This window comes from Pseudonocardia sp. ICBG1034 (assembly GCF_020131375.1).
GTDB lineage: Bacteria > Actinomycetota > Actinomycetes > Mycobacteriales > Pseudonocardiaceae > Pseudonocardia > Pseudonocardia alni.
In genome coordinates, this window is the sequence record NZ_JAHLEK010000024.1 from 42414 (window position 1) to 67081 (window position 24668).

Here is a 24668-nt window from a genome sequence, read left to right on the forward strand (position 1 = left end):
GCGGCGCGGTGCTCTGGTGGTCTGGTCCATGTTTCTGTATGGCGGAGAGACTTTCTGCCATCGCTCTACGGCTGTCAACCCTGACCTCCGTTGACCACGTCTCGCCTTCGAGTTAGTTTCTGTCCACCAGAGTAGCTTTCCTCGAAGTGGAGATGTGCATGTCGACGACGACTGGCCCGGCGAGCGCGACCGTCGCCGACCGGGAGTGGACGCTCCCGGTCGGCGGCCGGTTCCGCGCCGCGGAGGGCGGAGTGACCTACGTGGTCGAGAACCCGGCGACCGAGCGGACGCTGGCCGCGGCGCCAGACGCCGCCCCGTCCGACGTCGACGAGGCGGTGCGCAGCGCGGCCGACGCCGCCGCGAAGTGGCGACACGTGGACGTGCGGGAGCGGGGCCGCAGGCTGCGGACACTCGCCGAGGTGATTCGGGCGCACGCGGACGAGCTCGCGATGCTCGACGCGCTGGACTCCGGAAACCCGGTTACCGCCATGTACAACGACGTGGCCTGGGGCGCCGAGGTTCTCGACCTCTTCGCGGACTTCGCCTCCCACCTGGGGGGCGCCACGATTCCGGCCAGCGCCGAGAACCTGCACTACACCCGGCGCGCCCCGTTCGGGGTCGTCGCCCGGATCGTGCCGTTCAACCACCCGTTCTTCTTCGCCGCGTCCAAGGTGGCGGCCCCGCTGATGGCGGGAAACGCCGTCGTCCTCAAACCGTCGGACATCACCCCGTTGTCCGCGCTGAGGCTCGGTGAACTCGCCGCGGACATCCTGCCCGCCGGCCTGCTGCCCGTCGTAACGGGGAGCGGCCCTGCTGCTTCGAGCGCGCTGGTGAAGCACCCGTTGGTGCGCCGCATCGGCTTCATCGGCTCGGACCGCGTCGGCCGGATTATCCAACGGGACGCCGCGGAGGTGGGCGTCAAAGAGATCAGCCTGGAACTCGGCGGGAAAAACGCCCTCATCGTGTGCCCCGACGCCGACCTCGACGCCGCCGCCAATGGCATCGTCAACGGGATGAACTTTGCCTGGTCGCAGGGCCAGTCCTGCGGTTCCACCTCGCGCGTGCTGCTGCACAGCTCCGTCGCGGACCAGGTTCTGGACAGTGTGCTCGCACAGGTGAAGGAAATCTCAGTTGGTTCGCCTGTCGACCCAGCCACCCGAATGGGCCCGCTCGCGTCCCGGGCCCAGTACGACAAGGCCCGCTCCTACGTGGAGATCGCCACCGACGAGGGCGCCACCGTGGCATACGGCGGCAAGCGCCCCGACGGGCTCGAGGCAGGGTACTTCCTGGAGCCCACGATCCTCACGGATGTGCGGCAGGGGATGCGCATCGAGCAGGAGGAGGTGTTCGGTCCTGTGATGTCGGTTCTCACCTATGACGACCTCGACGACGCGGTCCGTATCGCCAACGGTGTCGAGTTCGGCCTCACTGGCAGCATCTGGACCCGGGACGTCTCCACCGCCGTCACACTCGCGGACCGCCTCGAGGCGGGCTACGTGTGGATCAACGGGTCGTCACGGCACTTCTGGGGCATGCCCTTCGGCGGCACCAAGTCCTCCGGCGTCGGGCGCGAGGAGAGCGTCGAGGAGCTGCTCTCCTACACCGAGCTCAAGGCGGTGAACGTCCTTGTCTGAGGGCAATAACGGCGCCGACCTGGTCGCGGACTGCCTCGCGGCGGAGGGCGCCACCCACGTCTTCGGGCTGCCCGGGACGACCGTGATGGACCTCATCGACAGCATCGCAGTCCATCCCGAGCTGCGTTACCTGTCCACCCGCCACGAGCAGGTGGCCGGGTTCATGGCGGACGGCTTCTCCCGCGCGGGCGGCGCTCCCGGGGTGTGCCTGGCCTCACGCGGGCCCGGCGCCGCCAACCTCTCCATCGCCGTGCAGAACGCGCACGACGAGTCGATCCCCATGGTCGCGCTGATCGGCCAAGTCCCCGGCACGATCACCGAGCGTCGCTCCTTCGAGGAGATGGACGTCGTCGCGGCGTTCAAGCCCTTCTGCAAGTGGGTCGTGGAGATCCACCACGTCGAGCGCATCCCGGAGCTGCTCCAGCGCGCGATCCGCACCGCGGTCTCCGGCAGGCCGGGCCCGGTCGTCGTGTCCCTGCCTCTCGACGTCTTGCAAGCGGCAACCGACGCCGCCCCCGGCCGGCGCACCCGGGTCCACCTCCCCGCACCCGCGCCCGACGGAATCGCCGAGGCCGCGCGGCTGCTGGCGAGCGCCGAGCGCCCGGCGATCATCGCGGGCGGCGGCGCGGGCGCCCCGGCCGCGCTCCTCGCGCTGGCCGAGGCGACCGGCGCCCCGCTCGTCACGACTTGGCTGCGCAAGGGATCGGTCCCTAACGACGACCCCGCCTTCCTCGGCGCCCTCGGCTATGGCGCCCACGAGGTGTCCGACCGGCTCGTCCACGAGGCGGACGTGCTGGTGGCGCTGGGCTGCCGGTTCTCCGAGTTCACCACCAAGCGTTGGACGCTGGTACCCGCGGAAGCCGCGCTCGTGCATGTGGACATCGATTCGGAGGAACTCGGCCGAGTCTACCCACCCGCCATCGGAATCGTGTCCGACGCTGGCGCGGCGGCCGCCGCGCTCACCGACGCCGTGGCGGCGCTGGGCGGCGACCCCGCCCTCGACACCCGCCGCCGGAAGCGCCGCACAGCCCTGCGCAAGGAGCTGGACGAGGCCTCGGTGCTGCCGGCCGCACCGGAGCCCGGTGCCACCGTGTCGTCGGTCGCCCTCACCCACGCCGTGCAGCGGCTCGCCGCGCGGGAGGGTGTGGTGCTGGTGCAGGACGTGCACACCTTCGGTCCCTGGGTGGCCCGCCACATCGACTTCGACCGACCCCGCAGCTACTACGGCTCCGCAGGCGGGGCCATGGCCTGGGGCTTCCCCGCCGCGATGGGCATGGCGCTGGCCAGGCCGGACGAGCGCGTGGTCGCGCTCAGCGGCGACGGCAGCTTCTGGATGGTGGCCCAGGACCTGGAGACCTGTGTCCGCGAGGCCATCCCGGTCATCAACGTGATCGTCAACAACTATGCCTACGGCAACACTCGGGACCGGCAGCGCACCGCGCACGGCGAGCGGTACCACGGCGTCTTTCTGGACAACCCGGACTTCGCCGAGTACGCCAAGCTCACCGGTGCTCTGGGGATCCGGGTGACCTCGGACGAAGAACTAGCCGACGCCTTCGAGCAGGCGCTCGTCCACCCCGGGCCGGTGCTGATCGATGTCGTCCAGGACCGGATGGAGGGCCTGCCGCCCGGCTTGGTCCCGCCGGCGGCGAAGTGAGCCGGCCGCTTCCGGTCAGCGTGCTGACGGCCCGGACCGCTCGCGGTCCGGGACTCGCCGCCTGGGCGAAGCGGCTGAGCCGGGAGGCAGAGGCCATGCCCGGACACCTCGCCACGTACGTGAGCGAGGAGCGAGCGGGCGAGGAGGTCACCGTGCGGATCGGGGTCACCTTTGCCTCCGCCGAGGACCTACTGCGCTGGGAGCGCTGCGCCGCCCGTCACGGCCTCCTCGCCGAGGTGGATGAGCTCACCGAGGATCGACCCCGCACGTTCTCGGTTGACGAGCTGGCGCGTTGGGCCCCGCGCGGCCCCTCCCGGCTGCGGATGACCCTGCTGATCTGGATTGCACTGTTCCCGATCGCACTGGTGATGAACCACCTCGTCATGCCCCTGCTCGATGAGTGGCCCGTCCTGCTGCGTACCTTGCTACTCACCGGTGTTCTCGTCCCCGCCGTGGTCTTGGTGACCCTTCCCCTCCTCAATCGCCTGCTCGCCGCATGGGCTTTGTGGCATCAGCCGAGGACTCCGGACTAACCCCGGTGCCAAGGCATCAGACCGGGTCAAGCTCCCCATCCGCCGTCTCCCGCAGCCCCCACAGAAACGCCATGCTCACAACCGCTGCGCTGATCAGGTACCAAGCCGGGGCGACCACGCTGCCGGTAGACTCAATCAGCAGGGTGCTCACCAGCGGGGTGGTGCCGCTGAAAATCGCGGTGCCCAACGCCACCGGAAGTCCGACCGCGGTGGAGCGACGCCGAGTGGGGAATAGCTCACAGTACGCGGCCGGGAAGACGCCGCAGAATACCGCGACCGGCAGCCAGATCAGCAGCTGGCCGAGCGTCGCGCCCCAGAATTCACCCGCCGACATCAGCAGGTAGCCCGGCAGCGCGAGCACGATCAGGCCGACCGCGCCGGCCAACAGCACCGGTCGCCGCCCGACGCGGTCGGAGAGCGCGCCGAAGAATGGAATCATCAGCGATCCGATCCCCGTGGCGACCAGAACCGAGGAATAGGCCAGCGAGGCTGGCTGCCGCTGCACCACGAGCAGAAAGGACAGCACAAAGGCCAGGACGGTATAGGAGCTAACTGCGAAGGCGATCATCATGCCAAACAGTCGGGTCATCGGGCGCCACTCGCTGCGCAGAGTGCTGCGCAGCGGTGACTCCTCCACCTCACTGGCGCGCTGCAGTGTGGCGAAGGCGGGGGTCTCTGTGGTGCGACGACGCAGATACATTCCGATCAGCAGCAGCGGGAAGCTCAACAGAAACGGGATCCGCCAACCCCACTCAAGTAAGGTCTCGGCACCGAGCACGCCGTTGAGCAGGTAGACCACCGCAAGCCCCAGGCCGAACCCTAGGCACGCGGTCAAGTACGCGACTGAGCCGTAGATCCCGCGGCGGCCGGTCGGTGCGATCTCTACAAGATAGGAGATCGACGTCGAGAATTCACCCCCCACCGAGATTCCTTGCGCGATTCGGGCCAGGCTTAGCAGAATCGGCGCCAACACCCCGATCGTCTCGTAAGTCGGCATTAGACCGACCAGGACAGTCGCCACGCCCATCAGAGTGATTACCAGGACCAGGGCAATCTTGCGGCCACGCTTGTCCGCCAGCCTGCCAAAAACGACCGCGCCCACCGGACGGGCGACATAGCCGACGGCGAACACGGAAAACGTGGCCAGGAGCGCAACCAGCGGGGACTCCGAGGAGAAGAACAACACCCCCAGGGTGCCTGCCAGCGACGCGTAGACCGCGAAGTCGTACCACTCCAGGAGGTTGCCAGCGCCGATGGCGAGTACGGCCCGGCGACGGAAACCGGGCAGTAGTTCGACTGCGGTGGGTTCGAGCGTCTTCTCGTCCATGCGGGACTCCTCTGCGTCGAGGTGGGATACCGGAGAAATGTGCGGAGCGCGCTCGAGTCCGTCAATGCACCCGGGTACTGAGCCGACGGCAGTCACCAGCTCGCGTGACCTTGGTTACACGGAAGTCCCGCAGGTGTGACCTGAGTCGCGCAGCCAATTGACTCTTCTGACGTGGCGTCGATCTCCTGTCACGAACGCGACACCGCGATCGTGACAAGGAGGTCAACCGGTGCGAGTACTTGTAACCGGCGGGTTGGGGGTGAACGGCTCCTGGGTCGTCCGCGGGCTCGTCGAGCAGGGACACGACGTCGTCGTCCTGGAGAACCGGGACGACCGGTCGCTGGTCCCGGACGTGGCGGACGACATCACCGTCGCCGTCGCCGACGTCTCCGACGCGGCCCAGGTGGAGGCGGTGTTCGCCGAGCACCGACCGGGCACGGCGGTGCACATGGCCGCCATCATCGGTGCGGACCGCGACCCGGTCGCAGCCGTCGAGGTCAACATCGGAGGCACCGCGGCAGTCCTCGAGGCGGCCACGCGGACCGGCGTCGGACGGGTGGTGTACACCAGCTCGCGCGCCGCCTACGGCGCGTTGACCGGGGTGCACGGGCATCCTGACTATGTCCCCGTGACCGAGGAGCACCCGCGTCGCCCGGTCGCCCTCTACGACGTCACCAAGCTGTCGTGCGAGGAGCTTGGCCGGTGGTACGCCCGCAACCGCGGCGTCGAGTTCGTCGCGCTGCGGTTCGCCACCATCTTCGGCCCCGGCAAGCTCCAGCGACACGGCGGCTTCTCCGCCTACAGCTCGATGATCGAGCTGCCCGCGGCGGGTGAGCCGGTGCACCTGGGGCGGGGTGGCGACCAGCGCGACGATGCCATCTACGTCGCTGACATCGCCGACGCCGTGATCGCCGCGGCGCTCGCCCCCGGACGGCTCCCCCACGACGCCTACAACGTCGGTACCGGCCACGCCGTGTCCCTGCACGACCTCGCGGAGGCCGTCCGGGACGCCATTCCCGGCGCCACCATCGAGATCGGACCCGGCCTCGACCCGATGGGCATGGGCGTCAGCTACTACGGCGCGCTCGACAGCAACCTCATCCACACCGATCTCGGCTGGAAGCCGCGGTTCGGGCTCGCCGAGGCGGTCCGGCACTACCTGACCACCCTCGACCGGCTCGACCTGCTCCCCCACCGGCCCAGGAACAGCCAGGAGGTCCGATGAGCTTCGTCATCGGCATCGACATCGGCGGCACCTTCACCGACGCCTTCGCCACGGACACCACCGGCCGCGTCTTCGCGGCCAAGTCCCCGTCCACCCCGCCGGACTTCGAGCAGGGCATGCTCAACGCGATCGACGAGCTGGCCGCCGCGGTCGGGCTCCCGACCGCGCAGCTGCTCGGTGAGACCGCCTACATCTGCCACGGCACTACGGCGACGCTGAACGCCCTGGTCACAGGTGACGTCGCGCAGGTCGGCTTCCTGACGACGGTCGGGCACTCCGACTCGATCATGATCATGAACCTGGAGGGCCGGTACGCGGGCCGTGGGTCGGACTACGTCAAGGCCATGTCCCGCACCAGCAAGCCCGCGCCCCTGGTCCCCCGCGGCCGGATCCGGGAGATCGTCGAGCGCGTCGACTACAAAGGCGAGGTCCTGGTCCCGCTCGACGAGGACAAGGCCCGGGAGGCCATCCGCGAGCTGCTCGAGCAGGGTGTGGAGGGCTTCGCCGTCTCACTGCTGTGGTCCTTCCGCAACCCCTCCCACGAGCGGCGGCTGCGCGAGCTGATCCAGGAGCAGGCCCCGGAGGCCTACATCGGGCTCTCCAGCGAGCTCAGCCCGCGGATCCGCGAGTACCCGCGCAACGTCACCACGATCATGAGCACCCAGGTCGGCCCGAAGCTGCGGGACTACCTCAAGCCGCTCTCCGCGGAACTGACCGGCCGTGGGTTCACCGGGTCGCTGCTGGTCATGCAGGGTTCCGGCGGCGCGATCAGTGCAGCCGACGCGCCGGACCGGGCGATCACCACGATCGGCTCGGTACTCACCGGCGGGCTCGTCGGGTGCCGCAACCTCGGCGCCCAGCTCGGGCACCGCAACATCATCTCCACCGACATCGGCGGCACAACCTTCCTGGTCGGCATGATCGTCGACGGCGAACCCGTCAAGTCCACGACGACCGTGCTGAACCAGTACACGATCTCCACGCCCATGGTGAAGGTCAACACGATCGGCGCGGGCGGCGGGGCGATAGCGTGGGTGGACTCCGGCGGCAACCTCAAGGTGGGGCCGCGCAGCGCGGGCGCTCGTCCGGGCCCGGCATGCTACGGCCAGGGCGGCACCGAACCCACCGTGACCGACGCGGACCTCGTCCTCGGCATCGTCAACCCGGACAACTTCCTGGGCGGGCGCAAGCAGCTCGACCGTGGGCTCGCCGAGGAGGCGATCCGGGTGAACATCGCCGAGCCGCTGGGACTGTCCGTCGAGGACGCGGCCGCGGCGGTCTACGCCATCCAGAACGCCCAGGCCGCCGACCTCGTCCGCACGGTCGTGGTCAACTCCGGCTACGACCCACGGGACTTCGTCGTGTACTCCTTCGGCGGCGCGGGCCCGGTGCACTGCGCCAACTACGCACGGGACCTCGGTGCCGAGGCGGTCGTCGTGCCGCTGGGGGCCACCGCGGCCACGTTCTCCGCCTACGGTCTCGCCACCAGCGACGTCGTACTCGCCGCGGAGGTGTCCGACCCGGCCAACCACCCGGTTCCCGCGGACGTCATGCAGCGCGCGTACGACTCGCTGGAGACCGAGCTGCGGGACCGCATGGACGCCCAGAACCTCCCGTTCAAGTCCGTCGAGATCAGCCGCGAGGTCGACATCCGCTACAGCATGCAGCTGTCCGAGGTGGCCACGCCGGTGCCCGGCGACACGCTCGACGACAAGGCCATCGAGGGCGTCGCGGAGACCTTCGACGCGCTCTACGCCAAGCTCTACGGTTCCGAAGCCGCCTTCCGGGCGGCCGGCCTGCAGCTGATCACCTACCGGGCGTTCGCCACCGGCTCGCTGCCGTTCTCGTCCGAGCTGCCCGACCACGAGACCGGCGCCGGCTCACCCACGCCGTCGGGCCACCGGCGGGCCTTCCTGTCCCACGAGGCCGGCTGGCAGAACGCCGCCGTGTACCAGAACGCCGACCTGAAGGCCGGGCACCGGTTCGCCGGGCCCGCCATCGTCGAGGCGGACACCACCACGCTCGCTGTCCCCGCCGGGATGGCCGCCGAGGTGGACCGCCTCGGCAACGTCGTGCTCACCGACGCGAAGGGGGCCTGAACCGTGCCCGTCAATCCCGTACCCGGCTCTGAGAAGTTCTCCTACCGACCGCGCCCCGCGGCGGAGGTCCGCGAGCTCGCCACCCCGCACGTCCGATTGCACGACGTGTCCGCCGACGCCGTCGCGGCGCTGGACCCGCTGACCTACGAGGTCGTCCGGCACAGGCTGGAGTCGATCACCGACGAGATGGGTGAGGCCATCGTCCGAATGTCGGGGTCGATCATCGTCACCGACTGCAACGACTTCAACTTCGCCATTCTCGACGAGGTCGGCGAGGAGGTGCAGATCGGGCTCTACAACACCGAGCTCGCCGCCTGCTCGGACATGGCCGTCAAGTGGACTCTGGAGCACCGCGCCGCCAACCCGGGCATCCGGCCGGGCGACATGTTCCTGTGCAACGACCCGTGGGTCGGCGGCGGCCTGCACCAGAACGACGTCTCGCTGTTCGCCCCGATCTTCGTCGGCGACGAGATCTTCGCCTGGACGGCCGCGATCGCGCACCAGGTCGATGTCGGCGGTGTCTCCCCCGGAAGCTGGTCGGTCAACTCGCAGGACGTGTTCTGGGAGTCCCTACCCACTCCCCCGCTCAAGATCGTCGAGGAGGGGAGGCTCCGCGCCGACCTCGAGGACGCCTGGCTGCGCCGCTGCCGCATCCCCGCCCTCGTCGCGTTGGACCTGCGGGCGAAGATCGGCGCCAACCACATGGCACAGGAGCGGATCACCGAGCTCGTCGAGAAGTACGGCGCGGACACCGTCAAGGCGGTGATGCGCCGGATGCTCGACGACGCCGAGCGCAGGCTGCGCGCCAAGCTCGCCGAGATCCCGGACGGTGAGTGGTCGGCGGTCGCCTACCAGGACTCCGCCCGGCAGGGCGATGACGGCCTCTACACGATCCGGCTCGCCTTGAGGAAGCAGGGCGACCGGATGACGTTCGACTTCGCCGGCACGTCCCCGCAGGCCGACGGCCTGATCAACTGCACGTTCGCGGGCGCCCGCGGCGGGATCATGCCGGTGCTGCTGACCACCCTGTGCGGGGACCTGCCCTGGTCCCCAGGCGGCATCTACCGGTGCTTCGAGATCGTCAGCGAGCCGGGCACGGTCAACGACTGCACCTACCCGGCCGGGGTCAGCAAGGGCTCCGTGGCGTCGGCCTGGGCGACCACGAACGCCGTCACCGAGTGTGTCTCGGGCATGCTCGACGCCCACACCGACTACACGCGGGACGCCATGAGCGTGTGCGTCGGCTCCTGGGACCTCGCGCTGCTCGCGGGGCTCGACCAGCGCGGCGGCCCGTTCGTCAACCTGGTCGGGGACCCCATGGCGGGCGGGCTCGGCGCCCGGCCGGACGCCGACGGCGTCGACACCGGCGGGCTGGCGATGATCCCAATGGGCCGGGTACCGGACGTCGAGATGAGCGAGTTCAGCTACCCGATGCTCTACCTCTGGCGACGCGAGGAGCCAGACTCCGGCGGGCCCGGGCGCTACCGCGGCGGGCTCGGCGGCTCGTCCGCCTTCATGATCCACGACAGCCCGGCACCGGCCGTCGCGATGGTGGTGTCCGGCGGCGGCAAGGCGATGCCGCAGTCCTCGGGGCTGTCGGGCGGCTACCCGGCCAACACCCAGTACGACGTCGCGATCCGCGGCTCGGACATCCGGGCGCTGCTCGAGCGCGGTGAGATCGTGACCGACCTGGAGCAGGTCAGCGGCGAGCGCGAGCCCATGCCGCCGCATCTGGAGACCTTCCTCGGCCCCGACGACGTCTACTTCCTGGCCTGGCAGGGCGGCGGCGGGTACGGCGACCCGCTGCACCGCGACCCGGCGGCCGTCGCCGCCGACCTCGTCGCGGGCAAGATCACCCGGGTCGCCGCCGAGGACATCTACGGCGTCGTTGTGCGGGCCGGCACCGCCGATCCCACCGCCACCGCGGAGCGCAGGCGGACCCTACGTCTCGAGCGCGCCGCCGAGGCCGAGGAGGCCACCGCATGAGCGCGCGTGTCAACGACAACCTGACCCGCACCGACGGCCGGGTCCGGTGCGTCCATTGCGACTTCGTGGTCGCCGAGCCCGGCGAGCCGATCCTGCACCGGGCGCTGACCCGTCGCGGGGACATCACGAAGGCCGGCCCGGGAGTCCGAGCCGGGGTACCGGCGTTCATCGCGGCGCCGGTCGAATTCCGGCAGCGGCTGTGCCCGGGCTGCCACACGGCCCTGCTCACCGAGGTAGCGGCCGTCGGGGACACCGCCACCCGGGCCACCAGCCTGGCCGACTGAGCCCGACCCGAGCGGGCGAGCCCCGCGTGCCTCAGGTCACGCGGGGCCCGCATCCAGGTACCGGACAAGAGCCGGTCCGCCGACCACCATTGACCACAGCGATCACCGAGGAGGCGCGAAGATGGAGAGCAGTGCAGCTCCCGGGACCGGTGTCCGGGCGGCGCTCGTGGCCCTGCGGGCAGGCCGCCCGGTCCTGGTGCTCGACGACGCGGACCGCGAGAACGAGGGCGACCTCGTCGTGGCGGCACAGCTCGCCGATGCGGGCACCGTCAACCTGATGATCACCGAGGGCCGTGGGCTGGTGTGCGTCGCCGCCGCCCCGGAGATCGTCGACCGGCTCGACCTGCCGCCCATGGTCGAGCGCAACATGGACGAGCATGGCACCGCGTTCACCGTGTCCGTCGACGCGGTGGGCACCGGGACCGGCATCTCCGCCGCGGACCGGGCCGCCACGATCCGGGCCCTCGCGGACCCGCGGACCCGACCCGAGGACCTCCGCAGGCCGGGACATGTGTTCCCGCTGCGGGCGGTGGAGGGCGGCCCGCTGCAGCGGCGCGGGCACACGGAGGCCTCCGTGGCCCTGGTCGAGATGGCCGGACTCGCCCCGGTCGCCGCGATCTGCGAGGTACTCGACGAGCACGGCGCCGCGGCGGGCCGCGTCGACCTCACCGCACTCGCCGAGCGGTACGGGATCCCGATGCTGCACGTCAAGGACGTCGTGCGGGCGCTGGCCCCCGCGACCGCGCCGATCCCCACCCGGCACGGCACTTGGAAGGCGGTCGCCCAGGTCGGGCCGGACGGTGTCGAGCACCTCGCGCTGGTCCTCGGCGACCCGACTGTCCTGCCCGCGCCGCTCGTCCGGCTCCACTCGGAGTGCCTGACCGGGGACGTCCTTGGGTCGCGGCGCTGCGACTGCGGCGAACAGCTCGACGCGGCCATGTCCGCGATCGCGGCCGCGGGCGCGGGCGCGGTGCTCTACTTGCGCGGCCATGAAGGCCGCGGGATCGGGCTCGTCGACAAGATCCGCGCCTACGCCCTGCAGGAGACGGGCTGCGACACCGTAGAGGCCAACACCCGGCTCGGCCTGCCTGTCGACGCGCGAGACTACGCCCCCGCCGTTGCCCTGCTGCGCACCCTCGGCCTCGCTGAGGTCACCCTGCTCACGAACAACCCGGACAAGGTCGAGTCGCTGCGGAACAGCGGGATCGCCGTCGCCGATGTCCGGCCGCTGCAGATCGCGGCCCGGCCGGAGAACCGCCGCTACCTCGACACCAAGCGGCGCAGGCTCGGCCACCGCCTCACCCACGAGCTCACTACCCGTCACCCGGAAGGAACCCGCGCATGCTGACCCTCGTCGACTCCGCGAGCGGAACGGTCGTCGGACGGGCCGAGGGCGAGGACGTCGTACTCGACGTCCGGACCACCGGCAGCGGCCCCACCCTGCTGCTGCTGCACGGAGTGGAGGGACGGGAGGCCGACGCGGCCCTCGTCGACGCCCTCGCCGAGCACTACACCGTCATCGCCCCCAGCCACCCAGGCTTCGGACTCTCGCCGCGGCCCGACTGGTGCGACACCGTCGAGGACCTCGCGTACCTCTACCTGGAGTGGCTTGAGCGGCAGGACCTCCGGGACGTCACCCTCGTCGGGCTGCAGTTCGGCGGCTGGCTCGCCGCCGAGATGGCAGTGCGGGACTGCTCGCGCCTCGGTGCCCTCGCCCTTGTCGACCCGGTCGGTATCAAGGTCGGCGGTCGCGAGGACCGGGACATCGCCGACGTCTTCGCCATCGCACGCGAGGAGCTCGACGAGCGGACTTTCGCCGACGCCGACGCCGGCCCGGGCGACCTATCGCAGGCCCCCGTCGAAGACGTCCTGCACATCGCGCGCAACGAGGAGGCCTTGGCGCTGTACGGCTGGGAGCCCTACCTGCACAACCCCCGGCTGCGCCGCTGGCTGCCCCGCATCCACGTGCCCACGCTCGTGGCGTGGGGAGCGCAGGACGGGATCGTTTCGCCCGAGTACGGCCGCGCGTACGCCGCGTCCATCCCCGGCGCCCGGTTCGAGCTCGTCGACGGCGCGGGTCACCGCGCGCAGGTCGAGCAGCCGGACACCCTCGCGAAGCTCGTCGCCGACCACACGGCCTGACAGGAGACTCCCGATGCAGTACTGGCACTTCAGCGAGACCGCCTACCCGTACCTCCCGCCGGAGGACACGGTCCGCTCGATCCGGGTCACGCTGCCCAACGGCGTGATCGACCCGCAGCAGGCGATGGACCTGTGGGACCGCTACCTCGTCGAGTGGCAGGTCGCCGACGAGTGCGGGCTCAACGTGATGATGAACGAGCACCACGCCACCGCGACCTGCATGGACCCGGCGGCCCCGGTGGTGGCGGGCATCCTCGGCCGGATCACCAAGAACGCGCGCATCCTCATCCTGGGCAACCCCGTCGCGAACCGGAAGGACCCCGTGCGGGTGGCCGAGGAGACCGCGCTGGTCGACCTGCTCAGCCACGGCAGGCTCGACGTCGGGTTCGTGCGAGGGGTGCCCTACGAGGTCTCCGCGGTGAACAGCAAGCCGGTGCAGATGAGCGAGCGGATGTGGGAGTCCATCGACCTCATTAAGAAGGCCTGGACCACCCACGACGGCCCGTTCAATTGGGAGGGTCGGTTCTTCCAGCAGCGGCAGGTCAACATCTGGCCGCGCCCGGTGCAGCAGCCGCACCCGCCGGTGTGGGTCACCGCGATGACCCCCGGCAGCGCGGGCCGCATCGCCGACAACGGCGACATCGTCGCCTCCTTCCTCACCGGCTACGAGGGCACCCGCAAGGTGTTCCAGGCCTACCGGGACCGGCTGGAGCAGGCCCGCAGGCCCGCCCCCGCCGACGACCGCTTCGCCTATGCCGCGCTGACCTACACCGGCGAGACGGACGAGGAGGGGCTGGAGGGCGCTCGCAAGCTGATGTGGTACGTCAAGGCCAATAAGGTGCCGTTCGAGTTCGTGCAGCCGCCGGGCTACACCCCCTACTTCGCGCGGGCCGCGGGGCTGCGCGGCGAGCGCTCGGCGTACGACTTCAAGTCGCTGTCGCTCGAAGATCTCATCGACGAGGGCATCGTGTTCGCGGGCAGCCCCGCGACCGTGCGCGGCCAGATCGAGAAGTTCTACGAGAGGGTCGGCGGCTTCGGGCACCTGCTCCTGATGGGCCAGGCGGGGTTCCTCGACCACGGCGAGACGGTCAAGGGCATCCGGAACTTCGCCGAGCATGTCAAGCCGGCGCTGGACGCGCAGTTCAGCCCGCAGCCGGTCACGGTCTGAGGTCAGCCGTGTTCCTTACCGTCGGCGGGATGCGCACCCATGTGCTGGAGGAGGGGTCGGGGCCCCCGGTCGTCCTGCTGCACTCCGGCGAGTACGGGGCCTGTGCGGAGAGCTCCTGGTCCGGTCTGATCCCCGAGCTCGCGGCGGCCGGGTACCACGTCGTCGCGCCCGACTGGCTGGGGTTCGGCCGTACGGACAAGGTCGTGGACTTCGCCGACCCCACGGGGCGGCGCGTGCGGCACATGGCGGCCACGATCGCGGCGCTGGACCTGGGGCCCGCCGCGGTCGTCGGCAACTCGATGGGCGGGACCTACCTCGCCAAGGACATCGCGGCGGCGGCGCCGGCCTTCGGCGCCGTCGCGGCGGTGCTCGTCAGCGGGGGCGGCTTCGTCCCGGACAACGACGCCCGCCAGGCCATCCTCGACTACGACCTCACCGAGGCCGGGATGGCCCGCATCCTGCGCACGCTCCTGTACTCACCGCGGCTCGCGGACGATCCCGAGTACGTCGCGTGGCGGCACCGGCTCAGCCTGGAGCCGGGGGCGTGGGCCTGCGCGGCTTCCGCCCGGCTGCGCACACCGGGACCCGCAGCGGGCGGCGAGTTCGGCAAGGCGGACGCGACGGCGTACGAGAACGTCCGGGTGCCCACCCTGGTCGTCGCGGGCGCCGACGACCCGTTGCGGCTGCCGGGCTACGCCGACGAGGTCGCCGCCCGCATCCCGGACGCCGAGCTGCTGACCTACCCCGAGTGCGGGCATATGCCGAACGTCGAGCACCCCGAGCGATTCCGGGACGACCTGCTCTCCTTCCTGGAGCGCCGCTACCGCAAGGAGGTGGGCCGGTGACCACGGTCGAGCCGGACGTGCTCCGGCGGGTCTGCGGACACTGGGCCACGGGTGTTGCGGTGGTCACGGGGCGGGCCGCCGACGGCGCGCCCCTGGGGATGGCCGTCAACTCGTTCACCTCGCTGTCCCTGGACCCGCCGCTTGTCCTGTTCTGCCCCGCACTGGCCTCGTCCACCTGGCCGGGGATCCGGGCGGCCGGTCGGTTCGCCGTGGACGTGCTCGCCACGCGGCACGCGGCGCTGGCCGGTGTCTTCGCCCGCTCCGGCGGGGACAAGTTTGCGGGCGTCCCCCTGCGGGAGACCGCGGACGGCCTGCCGGCCATCGAGGGGGCCGTGGCTCGGTTGGTTTGCTCCGTCGACGCCGTCCACCCTGGCGGTGACCACGAGATCGTCGTGGGTCGGGTGCAGCACGCCGAGCACGAGGACGATCTCGATCCCCTGCTGTTCCATCGGGGCCGGACGCCGGACTACCACTTCGTCTGAGCTACTGGTGTCGACACCTCCGGACTACGGTGAGGTGGTCTGCGAAGAAGGAGTCCGCCGATCATGACCGCAGTGCGCGCCGGGCTGCACGCCAAGACCCTCGCGGCGTGGGAGGCCAGCTACTTCGCGGAGCTCTCGCGTGAGATCCGGCACGCGATGCTGCGCGACGCGTTCGTGGTGACCGTGCCCGCTGGTCAGCCAATCTACGAGGCACTCGGCCCGCCCAGGCTTGCCCTGCTGCACGAGGGCCAAGCCCGGGTCAAGGTCGTCTCCAAGGACAGCCGCGCGGCCACCGTTCGGTACGCGGGCCCGGGGCAGGTGATAGGCCTGCCGTCGGCGATCGCGCAGAGCTCCCCCGTGGGCGCGGACGCGATCACCGACTGCGAGGTGTCCATGCTCAACGTGGCCACCCTGCGCAGGCTCGCGGCGACCGACGCGCAGCTGGCCTGGCTGCTGGCCCAGCAGGCCTGCCAGATCGTGTTCGAGACCGTCGAGTTCCTGGGCGACAACCTCTTCGGCACGGTCCAGCAGCGGGTCAGCAGGCACCTGCTCGACCTCGCGTCCAACGCCCCCGAGGGCCTGATCGTCAGGGTCGAGCAGCAGGAGCTGGCGGACGCCATCGGCTCGGTTCGCGAGGTCGTGGCCCGAGCCCTGCGCAAGCTGCGCGAGTCGGGGATGGTCGAACGGCACACCAGCGGCATCCGCATCGTGGACCCGAGTGGCCTGCACCGCCTCGCGTCAGGCGGACAGTAGGCCGCCCCCGACCAGCGCCGATTCGTCGGGGCTGCCGAGAATGACCCGGAAGCTGTTCCCGCAGGTCATCGGCTGGAAGATGACATACAACTACGAGAGCTACCGCAAGGTCGGCGGCGCAATCCGCCGCGAGCACCCCGCGGTCTCGGTACTCGGGGCGACCGCGGTCAACTTCCACGAGAACCTCGCAATGGACCTATTCGACGGCACCGTCACCGGCTCGTTCAACTACGCCCTCGAGCCGATGCTGGAGCACATAGCCGCCTGGCGGGACGGCGATCTCGCCGGGGCCCGCAAAATATGGCTCGACGGCGGCCTCATGGCCCTGCACGAGTTCGTCTACGCCGAGTGGGGACGGTTGCACGTCCGGTACAAAATCGCGACCTGGCTCCGGGGGCTGATCGCGAGCCCGCTCATACGGTCTCCGATGCCAAAGCCGCTGCGGGCCGAGGTGGAGACACTCGCGCACCTGCTCGCCGGCGCAGGTCTGTCCGTGCGCGACCGCGCCCACATCGAGGCGCTGACCGCTGACCCCCCCACTGACCGCACGACGAGCGCCCGGCCCCGCGAACGGGGTTGGGCGCTCGTCATCGGTCAGAGCCAGGCGGGCAGGGCGGGGGTGCCAGCGAGGAAGGCGCGGCCGGTGAGCCAGCCCGCGACCTCCGCCGCGGGAGCGGTGACGGTGTGGAGACGGGGCTCTGCGCCCAGCCGCCACTCCCCTGCGCGGTCGGTCGGGCGCAGGGTGCAGGCCGGGCAGCCGTCCTTCGTGGACAGCATGCCGGTAACGTCGTCCAGCAGCAGGTCGACGAGCTCGGCGGGCAGGTCCGCGGTGGTCACTCCGGTGTCGAGGTCCACGGCGTGCAGCCAGACCTCGCGGTTGCGCATCCAGGGCACCTCGGCGGCTGGGATCGCCCGGCCCAGGGCGCTGCGGACCTGCGCCGCCCACTCCTGCGGCGCGAGCGCGGCGAGGGCGACGTCCAGGTCCTCTGCCGTCGAGTGCAGCTCCGCGCGCAGCCGCTCCGGCGGGAACGCCGCGGACTCCTCGATCTCCGCGGCGCGCTGGGCGCGGTCGGCGTACATCGGGGCCTCGACGCCGGTGCGGGCCCAGGTCGCCAGCCGCACCAGTGCCTCGGCGTTGCGTGCCACGTGTCCCACCAGGTGCGCCCGGCTCCAGCCGGGGAGCCCGCTGGGCTCGGCGAACGCGGCGTTGTCGAGCTTGTCCACCGTGGACAGAAGCAGGTCGGTGCCCTGTCGCAGCCACGGCAGCGTCGCGGAGGTGTCGTGCCGGTCGGTCATGCGTTCGCTCCCGCGGACTCGGTCTCGAGGCGCTCGGCGATGTCCGCCCGGAGCGCCTTCTTGTCGATCTTGCCGACCTTGGTTGACAGCAGCGTCGCAACGAGCTCCAGGCGCTCCGGCCACTTGAACCGCGCGACCCCGATCGCGGCCATGGCCTCCCGCACCGCCTCAAGGGAGACGGTCGCGCCGGGCCGGGGCACCACGTAGAGGCAGACCCGCTCGCCCAGCTCTCGGTCCGGCATCGCCACGGCGGCCACCTGACTCACCGCCGGCAGCTGGTAGACCAGGTTCTCGACCTCCTCGGCGGAGATCTTCTCCCCGCCGCGGTTGATCATGTCCTTGTCCCGGCCCTCGACGATCAGGTTGCCCTCGGGGGTCCGGCGGCAGATGTCCCCCGAGCGGTACCAGCCGTCCTCGGTGAAGGCGCGGGCATTCTGCTCGGCGGCTCTGTAGTAGCCGCGCGGGGTGTAGGGCCCGCGGGTGAGCAGCGATCCCGGCTCGCCCTCGGGCACGTCCTGATCGAGGTCGTCGACCAGCCGCACCTCGTCCGCGGGGCACATCGGACGGCCCTGGGTGCCGCAGACGACCTCGACCGGGTCGTCGAGGCGGGTGTAGTTCAACAGGCCCTCGGCCATCCCGAACACCTGCTGCAGCCGGGCCTCGAGCACGGGCTCGACACGCCGGGCCAGCTCGTCCGCGATCCGGGCACCGCCGACCTGCAGCACCCGCAGCGGGGCGGGCGCACCGTGCTCGACGGCGTGCTCCAGCCACCGCCCGGCCACTGCCGGGACGACGGCGGTGTGGGTGATGCCCTCCGCCGCGATGGTCGCGAAGGCCCGCCCGGGCTCCGGGGACGGCAACATGACGACCGTGCCGCCCGCGAGCAGCACACCGAGGATGCCGGGGCAGGCCAGCGGGAAGTTGTGGCCCGCGGGCAGGCTGACCAGGTAGACCGTGTGGGCGTCGACGTCCGCGACCTCGGCGCTCGCCCGGGCGTTGTAGGCGTAGTCGTCGTGGGTCCGGGCGATCAGCTTGGGCAGGCCGGTGGTGCCACCGGAGAGCAGGAAGACTGCGACCTCCCGGCTGCCCGGGGCGGCGGCGTCGAGCCGAGCCCGCTCCTCCCCCGTTCCCGGGGCACACAGCGCACGCAGGTCCACGCTGGACTCGTCGATCTCGGTCCCGTCGACGAGGACATGCCAGTCGGCGTCGGTGACCGCCCGGACGTCGGGTCCCAGCTCGTGGGCGAGGGCCTGGTGGTCGAAGTCCCGCATCCGGTCCGGCACCGCGATGGCGACCGCCTCGGCATGCGCGGCGAGGTAGCTCAACTCGGTGCGGCGGTGCGCGGGCAGCGCCATCACCGGCACGATCCCGGCGCGCAGGCAGGCGAGGGTGAGGATGACGAACTCCGCGCCGTTGCCCAGCTGGACCACGATCCGGTCCCCACCGGAGAGGCCGAGATCGAGCAGTCGCGCCGCTGCGGCGTCCGCACGGTCGGCAAGCTCCCGGTGGGTTAGCCGCAGCCCGGTGGCGGCGTCGACGAGCGCGGTCGCGTCCGGGGTGCGGTCGGCGACCTCGCGGAGTAGGTGGCCGAGCGGCACCCCCGCCCAGTAGCCCGCCTCGACGTACCGCGCGGCGTCCGCGGCGGGCCAGGGCACGGTGTGCTCACGGATGGGGGTGGGCATCGTCGGCCTCCCGGTGCAGGACGACGGAGTCGAGCGCGACGAGGCCGGCGTCGGTGAGTCGGAGTGGGTTGACCTCGATCTCCGCGAGGTCGGGGGCGCCATCGAGGGCGCCGCCGAGCCGGGCGACGACCTCCCCGAGCGCTGTAGGGTCCAGCGTGGGGCCGCCGCGCCACCCCTCGAGCAGGGCGTGGCCTACCAGCTCGGCGGGCATCAGGGCGGCCTCGGCGGCGGTGAGCGGGGCGAGCCGGACGGTCACGTCGGCGAGCGCCTCGGCGGTCGTCCCGCCGAGCCCGACGAGCACGATCGGCCCAAACACGGGGTCCCGGCGGGCACCCAGGACGAGGTCGATCCCGTGGGGCGCCATGCGTTCCACGAGGAAGCGGACCGCGCCCGCGGCCTCCAGCGCGTCCAGCGCGGCGTCCAGCTCGGCGGCGTTCCGGATCCCGAGCCGGACGCCGCCGATCTCGGTCTTGTGCAGGACGGTCGCGTCGAGCAGCTTCACGGCCACCGGTCCGCCGATCTCTGCGAGCGCGGCGTGGGCCGCGGCCCGGTCCGCGCAGGCCCGGCGGGGCATGGTGGCGATGCCGAGGGTGTCCAGCAGCGCCTTGGCCTGGTCCTCGTCGAGCGGACCCGCGGTAACGGCCAGTTCGACGGGTGCGGGCAGGCCCGCCGGGCGGGCGCGGCCCCGGGCGTCCGCCAGGACCGCCGCGATCGCAGCGGCGACCCCGTGCGGGTCCTTGGCCACAGCCACGCCGGCGGCGATCAGCTCGGCCCGGCAGCGCAGCACGTCCAGCCCGGTGCCGCCGACGCCTAGCACCACCGGCACGCCGGGGACCCGGCCCTCCTTGACCGCCGCGGCGAGGTCCACCGCATCCGGCTCGTGCAGGGCATACCCGGCCACGACCGCGACCTCTGGGTCCCCCGCCACCGCAGACAGAACGGCGCCGAACTCCGGCCCCGGCCGCCCGGTGTCGACCGGGTTGCGCTGAAAGGTCAAGGGCGGCAGCAGGGTCGAGAGCGCGTCCTGGGTGGCGGCTGTTAGACCCGGGACGCGGGCGCGGCGGCCGCGGAGGTCGTCGAGCAGCAGCAGGCCCGGGCCAGCCTGCGCGGTCACCACACCGACGCCCGGGTCGGCAGCGGGGGCCGCACGGATCACCGAGAGTGCGCCGACGGCGTCGACCAGCTCGCGCTCATCGTCTACCAGGACGGCGCCCGCCTGGGCGAGCGCGGCGCGGGTGGTGCGCCACGAGGTGGCGAGCGCCCCGGTGTGGGACGCGGCGAACTCGCCGACGTCGTTGCGGCCCACGACGAGCGCGACGACGGGCTTGTGCGGCACGAGTGCCGCCACCGCCTCGACAAGCGCCCGCCCGTCCGCCACCGACTCGATGTGCAGGGCGACGGCGCCGGTGGCGGGGTCCGTGGCCAGGTGGGCGAGCACCTCCGGCGCCGTGACGTCCACGCCGTTGCCCAACCCGACGGCGAGGCTGACCCCGTGGCCGGCCTCGGCGAGCAGGAAGGCGAGCGCGTGGTTCACACCGCCACTGGCGGCGACCACCGCCACCCGGCCGGCCTCGACAGACGCGACGCCGGGAACGAAGCTCGCGGTGAGGCCGCGCGGCGGCGCGAGGAAGCCGCTGGTGTTGGGTCCGAGCAGGCGGATCCCGGTGTCGCGCACCGTCTGCACGAGCCGTTCCTGGAGCCCGATGCCGGGGCCGCCCGCCTCGGCGAAGCCACCCCCGCAGATCACCGCCGCTCCGACGCCGGCGGCCGCGGCCTCGGCCAGCACGCCGGGGCAGGCGCGCGCGGGCACGCAGATCATCGCGAGGTCGACCGGACCCTCCGCGGTGGCCGCGGCGAGTGAGGGGTACATCGTCTCGTCCCGGCCGTTGACCAGGGCGAGCCTGCCGCTGAACCCGGAGAGGGAGCGGGCGAGTGCGGCCCCGAGTTTGCCCGGCGTGCGGGAGGCTCCGACCACCGCGATCGCCTCAGGAGCGAACAGTGCGGCCAGCGGTGTGGTGGTGGCGGTCACGAGGTCCCCCAGGCGTCGAGAACCTCGGCAGGGGCGCCGACGAGATCGGTGCGGCCGGACAGCACCGCGGTGACGGCCGTGTCCCGGTCCAGCGCGGGATCGACGACGAGGGTGGGCAGGCCCTCGGCCAGCCGGGCCTGCTCGGCGACGAGGGTGCGGGTGTGCGCGGTGCCGCCGTGCACGGCGACCAACACCGGACCGCGTAGGGCCAGCGTGGTGAGCTCCGCGAACACCTCCGGGAGACCGGCCTCGGTACCCGGCGCCGCGAGCACCCCGCCCCACGACCCCTCCGCGGGCTCGCCCAGGGGCAGCCCGGCGGCACTCGTGGGGACTCCCCCGGCCGACTCGACGGCCACGGCGCGGCCGGGCAGCGACCAGCCCCTGTGTGCGAACGCAGTCTCCAGCGGCTCCGCACCGTGCGCCTCGACCCAGCCCCGATGGCTCGCCTCTACGAAGTCCGGGGCGCGACGGGCGAGCCTGCCGTCGGAGATGCTGCGGGACAGGAAGTGGTAGGCGAACTGCCAGGGCTCGAACGCCTCGTGGTACCGCCCGAAATGCTCCCACCAGGCCAGGCTCGGGCGCGCCGAGTCCTGGATCCGGCGGACCGAGGGCTGGGCCGCCTCCTCGTAGGCGGCGAGCGCCGCGCCCAGATCACCCGGCTGCGCGGCGACGGCGGCGGCGAGCGCTACCGCGTCCTCCATCGCCATCTTCGTGCCCGAGCCCACGGAGAAGTGGGCCGTGTGCACGGCGTCGCCGAGCAATGCGACGGGCCGCGGCGTGGTCGTGTGCCACCGCTTGGTCCGACGGGTGCGGAAGTTGCCCCACCGGGAGTTGTTGGTGAGCAGCCGGCCGCCGTCGATCTGCTCGGCGAACAGCTTTTCGAGGTACTCCTTAGAGATCAGGTCGCTCTCGCCGGGCGGGCGGGTCACGTTGAACTCGTCGAGCCCGGCGCGCCGCCAGGAGGCCTCGTCGGTCTCCACGATGAAGGTCGAGACCTCGGCCGAGATCGGGTAGCCGTGCACCGCGAACACCCCGTCTGGGCTGCGCTCGTGCACGAAGGTCAGGCCGTCGAACAGGTAGTCCGTGCCGAACCAGATGAACTTCGCGGTCGCGGTGTCGATCTCCACGCCCAGGTCGGCGTCGAGCTCGTCGCGGATCCTCGACCCGGTGCCGTCCGCGGCGACCACGAGGTCGTAATCGCCCAGGTCGGCCAGTGATACCTCGGTGGCGAAGCGCAGCTCCGCGCCGACCTCGGAGGCGCGCTCCTGCATGAGCGAAAGCAGCGTCCTCCGGACGACGGCGGCCATGCCGTTGCCGCCGCAGCGGATCCGCTCGCCCTTCAGCCTCACCTCGATGTCGTCCCAGTGCGTGCCGTGCTCGGTGAGGGCCTCGCGCAGCACCGGGTCCGCCTCGTGGATGCCGGCCAGGGTCCGGTCGGAGAACACGACACCGAAGCCGAACGTGTCGTCCGCCCGGTTCCGCTCGAACACCGTGACCTCGATCGACGGGTCCGCCCGCTTGACCAGGGTGGCGAAGAACAGCCCACCGGGCCCGCCCCCCGCGACGGCGATGCGCATGTCAGCCCGCCTTCACGAAGCTGTTCTTCAGCTCGCCCACACCCTCGACCCGGGTGACCACGACCGAGCCCTCGCCGAGGTAGCGCGGGGGCTTGCGGGCGTGCCCGACCCCACCCGGTGTGCCGGTGGCGATGATGTCGCCGGGCACGAGGGTGATGATCTGGGAGATGTAGGCGACCAGCTCCGCCGGACCGAACACCAGGTCGCCGGTGTCCGCCTTCTGCACCACGTCGCCGTCGACCTCGCAGGAGATCTCGCCGGGCTCGGCGTCAGTGACCAGCCAGGGCCCGACCGGGGTGCTGCGCTCGAAGGTCTTGCCCTGCAGCCACTCGACGGACCGGTATTGGAAGTCCCGGGCGGTCACGTCGTTCACCACGGTGTAGCCGGCGATGGCCGCGGCGGCCTGCTCGGGGGAGGCGTGCCGGACCTCGGTGCCGATCACCACACCGAGCTCCGCCTCCCAGTCCACCTGCTCGGAGCCCGCGGGCAGCTCGACCGGGTCGAGCGCGCCGACCAGCGAGCGGGCGAACTTGGCGAACAGCGCCGGGTACTGCGGCAGCTCGCGCCCCATCTCCAGGATGTGGGTCCGGTAGTTCAGCCCAACGCAGAAGATCTTCTCGGGCTGCGGCACCAGCGGGGCGTAGTCGAGCCCGGCGAGCTCGTGCCGGGTTCCCGTCGCGGCCTCCGCGGCGGCGCGCCAGTCCGGGCGGGCCAGGAACGCGCCGAGATTAGCCACACCGAGCTCGACGGCCCCGTCCACGTCCACCCGAACGGCAGCGGTTCCGGTGGCGGTCCTGATGGTGGCAAGCTTCACGTGCGGACCTCTCGTGCGGTGCGGGCGAGGCCGAGGGCCTCGAAGACGGGGTCGTCGGAGTAGCGGAAGGCGTCGAGCCCACCGGGGCTATCGAAGGCGAGACCGGCCCAGGACGGCACGCAGAACAGGTCGCCCGTGCCGACCTCGTAGCGCTCGTCCCCGACCGTGACCACACCGGAGCCCTCGAAGATCTGCCAAACCGACGAGCCCGCCGTGCGGGTCAGCGCGGTCGAGGTGCCCGCCAGAAGGCGGTGCATCTCGCAGCGCATGGTGGTGAGGCAGTCCCCGGCGGTGGCGGGGTTGGTGAACCGGACGACGGCGTGCCCCGGCTCGACGACACCCGGCTGCCCCTCGCGCTCCAGCTCGAGCTGGGCGGTCAGCGCTGCGTCGGTGTGCTCCCAGCGGTAGGCCATGAGCGGGGAGGCCTTAGGCGTGGGCGCGCCGACCGGCGTCAGGCCCGGGTGCCCCCAGAGCCGCTCGTTGCGGGAGACCTCCGGGGTCTCCTTGGTGGCCAGCACCTCTGGCCCGAACTCGAAGAAGCTCGCGTCGATCGTGCGGACGAGCGGGATGTCCAGCCCGTCGATCCAGGCCATCGGGTGGTCGGTGGTGTTGTGGTGCTCGTGGAAGTGCATGCCCGGGGTGAGCAGGAGATCGCCACGCCGCATGGCGACCGGGTCGCCCTCCACATTAGTCCAGACGCCCTCGCCCTCGACCACGAACCGAAAGGCGGTCTGGGTGTGCCGGTGAGCGGGCGCCTCCTCGCGCGGGCCGAGGTACTGAATCGCCGCCCACAGCGTGGGAGTGGCGTACGGGGTGCCCGACAAGCCGGGGTTGGCCAGCGCGATCGCGCGCCGCTCGCCGCCCCGACCGACAGGCACGAGGTCGCCCGCGCGCTCGGCCAGCGGCAGCAGCGTGGACCAACGCCAGAGCATGGGCACCGAGTCCGGCCGCGGGCTCGTCGGCATCAGGCCGCCGATCTGCGTCCACAGCGGCTTCATGTGCGCGGCATCGAAGGCCGCGTACAGCTGCTCGAGCTGCTCCTGCTCCTGGGGGGTTATCTCCGGCGCAGTGGTCATGCCCCGCTCCTTCCGTCCCCGCGGCGGCGCGGGCGAGATGGGTTCCGACCCCCATAATA

20 protein-coding genes are annotated in these 24668 nt (G+C 71.7%); 13 read left to right on the forward strand and 7 right to left on the reverse strand.

Annotation, left to right across the window (positions count from 1 at the left end; all coding sequences use genetic code 11):
* Positions 1-158: 158 nt before the first annotated feature.
* The 3 genes from KPF22_RS29875 to KPF22_RS29885 all read left to right on the forward strand — a co-directional run bounded on the left by KPF22_RS29875 (position 159) and on the right by KPF22_RS29885 (position 3824).
* The gene (locus KPF22_RS29875; protein ID WP_224404041.1) at positions 159-1634 is read left to right on the forward strand and encodes an aldehyde dehydrogenase family protein; all 1476 of its coding nucleotides are present in this window, start codon (positions 159-161) and stop codon (positions 1632-1634) included.
* A complete protein-coding gene (locus tag KPF22_RS29880) occupies positions 1627-3291 on the forward strand; it encodes a thiamine pyrophosphate-binding protein (protein WP_224404042.1) in 1665 nt (554 codons plus the stop codon). The genes KPF22_RS29875 and KPF22_RS29880 overlap by 8 nt, the downstream gene beginning before the upstream one ends.
* Before the next feature lie 95 nt (positions 3292-3386).
* Positions 3387-3824 carry a hypothetical protein gene (locus KPF22_RS29885; protein WP_224404043.1) on the forward strand — a complete coding sequence of 146 codons (438 nt, stop codon included), beginning with the start codon at positions 3387-3389 and terminating at the stop codon, positions 3822-3824.
* Positions 3825-3840: 16 nt separating this feature from the next.
* Here the strand turns inward: KPF22_RS29885 and KPF22_RS29890 are convergent, their stop codons facing one another.
* Positions 3841-5151 (reverse strand): MFS transporter, encoded by a 1311-nt coding sequence (locus tag KPF22_RS29890; RefSeq protein ID WP_224404044.1) that lies wholly within the window; start codon positions 5149-5151, stop codon positions 3841-3843.
* Between the two features lie 229 nt (positions 5152-5380).
* Between KPF22_RS29890 and KPF22_RS29895 the strand changes: the two genes are divergently transcribed.
* The 10 genes from KPF22_RS29895 (at position 5381) to KPF22_RS29940 (ending at position 16135) form a co-directional block, all read left to right on the forward strand.
* A complete protein-coding gene (locus tag KPF22_RS29895; protein ID WP_224404045.1) occupies positions 5381-6376 on the forward strand; it encodes an NAD-dependent epimerase/dehydratase family protein in 996 nt (331 codons plus the stop codon).
* Positions 6373-8475, forward strand: a complete 2103-nt coding sequence (locus tag KPF22_RS29900) for a hydantoinase/oxoprolinase family protein (RefSeq protein WP_224404046.1) — start codon at positions 6373-6375, stop codon at positions 8473-8475. Before KPF22_RS29895 ends, KPF22_RS29900 begins: the two co-directional genes overlap by 4 nt.
* Before the next feature lie 3 nt (positions 8476-8478).
* The gene (locus KPF22_RS29905) at positions 8479-10461 is read left to right on the forward strand and encodes a hydantoinase B/oxoprolinase family protein (protein WP_224404047.1); all 1983 of its coding nucleotides are present in this window, start codon (positions 8479-8481) and stop codon (positions 10459-10461) included.
* The gene (locus tag KPF22_RS29910; RefSeq protein ID WP_224404048.1) at positions 10458-10745 is read left to right on the forward strand and encodes a hypothetical protein; all 288 of its coding nucleotides are present in this window, start codon (positions 10458-10460) and stop codon (positions 10743-10745) included. Before KPF22_RS29905 ends, KPF22_RS29910 begins: the two co-directional genes overlap by 4 nt.
* Positions 10746-10866: 121 nt before the next feature.
* On the forward strand, positions 10867-12093 hold the full coding sequence (gene ribB, locus KPF22_RS29915) for a 3,4-dihydroxy-2-butanone-4-phosphate synthase (protein WP_224404049.1): 1227 nt from the start codon (positions 10867-10869) through the stop codon (positions 12091-12093).
* Entirely contained in the window at positions 12087-12887 is an 801-nt protein-coding gene (locus tag KPF22_RS29920) for an alpha/beta fold hydrolase (RefSeq protein WP_224404050.1), read from the forward strand. The genes ribB and KPF22_RS29920 overlap by 7 nt, the downstream gene beginning before the upstream one ends.
* A gap of 13 nt (positions 12888-12900) precedes the next feature.
* On the forward strand, positions 12901-14055 hold the full coding sequence (locus KPF22_RS29925) for an LLM class flavin-dependent oxidoreductase (protein ID WP_224404051.1): 1155 nt from the start codon (positions 12901-12903) through the stop codon (positions 14053-14055).
* Positions 14056-14084: 29 nt separating this feature from the next.
* Positions 14085-14900: an alpha/beta fold hydrolase gene (locus tag KPF22_RS29930; protein ID WP_224404052.1), complete on the forward strand. Its 816-nt coding sequence runs from the start codon at positions 14085-14087 to the stop codon at positions 14898-14900.
* Positions 14897-15382 carry a flavin reductase family protein gene (locus KPF22_RS29935; RefSeq protein ID WP_224404053.1) on the forward strand — a complete coding sequence of 162 codons (486 nt, stop codon included), beginning with the start codon at positions 14897-14899 and terminating at the stop codon, positions 15380-15382. The genes KPF22_RS29930 and KPF22_RS29935 overlap by 4 nt, the downstream gene beginning before the upstream one ends.
* Positions 15383-15445: 63 nt before the next feature.
* Positions 15446-16135 carry a Crp/Fnr family transcriptional regulator gene (locus KPF22_RS29940; protein ID WP_224404054.1) on the forward strand — a complete coding sequence of 230 codons (690 nt, stop codon included), beginning with the start codon at positions 15446-15448 and terminating at the stop codon, positions 16133-16135.
* A gap of 594 nt (positions 16136-16729) precedes the next feature.
* On the opposite strand, the gene KPF22_RS29945 is transcribed toward KPF22_RS29940, so the two are convergent.
* From KPF22_RS29945 to KPF22_RS29970, 6 genes are read right to left on the reverse strand one after another with little or no spacing between them, the layout of a single operon-like run.
* On the reverse strand, positions 16730-17431 hold the full coding sequence (locus tag KPF22_RS29945; protein ID WP_224404055.1) for a maleylpyruvate isomerase family mycothiol-dependent enzyme: 702 nt from the start codon (positions 17429-17431) through the stop codon (positions 16730-16732).
* Positions 17428-19113, reverse strand: coding sequence for a (2,3-dihydroxybenzoyl)adenylate synthase (locus tag KPF22_RS29950; RefSeq protein WP_224404056.1), 1686 nt, complete (start codon positions 19111-19113; stop codon positions 17428-17430). The genes KPF22_RS29945 and KPF22_RS29950 overlap by 4 nt, the downstream gene beginning before the upstream one ends.
* On the reverse strand, positions 19094-21142 hold the full coding sequence (locus KPF22_RS29955) for an acetate--CoA ligase family protein (RefSeq protein WP_224404057.1): 2049 nt from the start codon (positions 21140-21142) through the stop codon (positions 19094-19096). The genes KPF22_RS29950 and KPF22_RS29955 overlap by 20 nt, the downstream gene beginning before the upstream one ends.
* On the reverse strand, positions 21139-22719 hold the full coding sequence (locus tag KPF22_RS29960) for an FAD-dependent monooxygenase (RefSeq protein ID WP_224404058.1): 1581 nt from the start codon (positions 22717-22719) through the stop codon (positions 21139-21141). The genes KPF22_RS29955 and KPF22_RS29960 overlap by 4 nt, the downstream gene beginning before the upstream one ends.
* Before the next feature lies 1 nt (position 22720).
* Positions 22721-23533, reverse strand: coding sequence for a fumarylacetoacetate hydrolase family protein (locus KPF22_RS29965; protein ID WP_224404059.1), 813 nt, complete (start codon positions 23531-23533; stop codon positions 22721-22723).
* A complete protein-coding gene (locus KPF22_RS29970) occupies positions 23530-24609 on the reverse strand; it encodes a cupin domain-containing protein (protein ID WP_224404060.1) in 1080 nt (359 codons plus the stop codon). Before KPF22_RS29970 ends, KPF22_RS29965 begins: the two co-directional genes overlap by 4 nt.
* Positions 24610-24668 lie beyond the last annotated feature (59 nt).

What these genes read in the sequence shown, in the direction of transcription:
- KPF22_RS29960 (WP_224404058.1), bottom strand. Translation starts at nt 22,719, where the DNA reads ATGCGCATCGCCGTCGCGGGGGGCGGGCCCGGTGGGCTGTTCTTCGCC.
- KPF22_RS29940 (WP_224404054.1), top strand. Translation starts at nt 15,446, where the DNA reads ATGACCGCAGTGCGCGCCGGGCTGCACGCCAAGACCCTCGCGGCGTGG.
- KPF22_RS29920 (WP_224404050.1), top strand. Translation starts at nt 12,087, where the DNA reads ATGCTGACCCTCGTCGACTCCGCGAGCGGAACGGTCGTCGGACGGGCC.
- KPF22_RS29890 (WP_224404044.1), bottom strand. Translation starts at nt 5,151, where the DNA reads ATGGACGAGAAGACGCTCGAACCCACCGCAGTCGAACTACTGCCCGGT.
- KPF22_RS29945 (WP_224404055.1), bottom strand. Translation starts at nt 17,431, where the DNA reads ATGACCGACCGGCACGACACCTCCGCGACGCTGCCGTGGCTGCGACAG.
- KPF22_RS29910 (WP_224404048.1), top strand. Translation starts at nt 10,458, where the DNA reads ATGAGCGCGCGTGTCAACGACAACCTGACCCGCACCGACGGCCGGGTC.
- KPF22_RS29970 (WP_224404060.1), bottom strand. Translation starts at nt 24,609, where the DNA reads ATGACCACTGCGCCGGAGATAACCCCCCAGGAGCAGGAGCAGCTCGAG.
- KPF22_RS29875 (WP_224404041.1), top strand. Translation starts at nt 159, where the DNA reads ATGTCGACGACGACTGGCCCGGCGAGCGCGACCGTCGCCGACCGGGAG.
- ribB (WP_224404049.1), top strand. Translation starts at nt 10,867, where the DNA reads ATGGAGAGCAGTGCAGCTCCCGGGACCGGTGTCCGGGCGGCGCTCGTG.
- KPF22_RS29950 (WP_224404056.1), bottom strand. Translation starts at nt 19,113, where the DNA reads ATGCCCACCCCCATCCGTGAGCACACCGTGCCCTGGCCCGCCGCGGAC.
- KPF22_RS29930 (WP_224404052.1), top strand. Translation starts at nt 14,085, where the DNA reads ATGCGCACCCATGTGCTGGAGGAGGGGTCGGGGCCCCCGGTCGTCCTG.
- KPF22_RS29925 (WP_224404051.1), top strand. Translation starts at nt 12,901, where the DNA reads ATGCAGTACTGGCACTTCAGCGAGACCGCCTACCCGTACCTCCCGCCG.
- KPF22_RS29885 (WP_224404043.1), top strand. Translation starts at nt 3,387, where the DNA reads ATGCCCGGACACCTCGCCACGTACGTGAGCGAGGAGCGAGCGGGCGAG.
- KPF22_RS29900 (WP_224404046.1), top strand. Translation starts at nt 6,373, where the DNA reads ATGAGCTTCGTCATCGGCATCGACATCGGCGGCACCTTCACCGACGCC.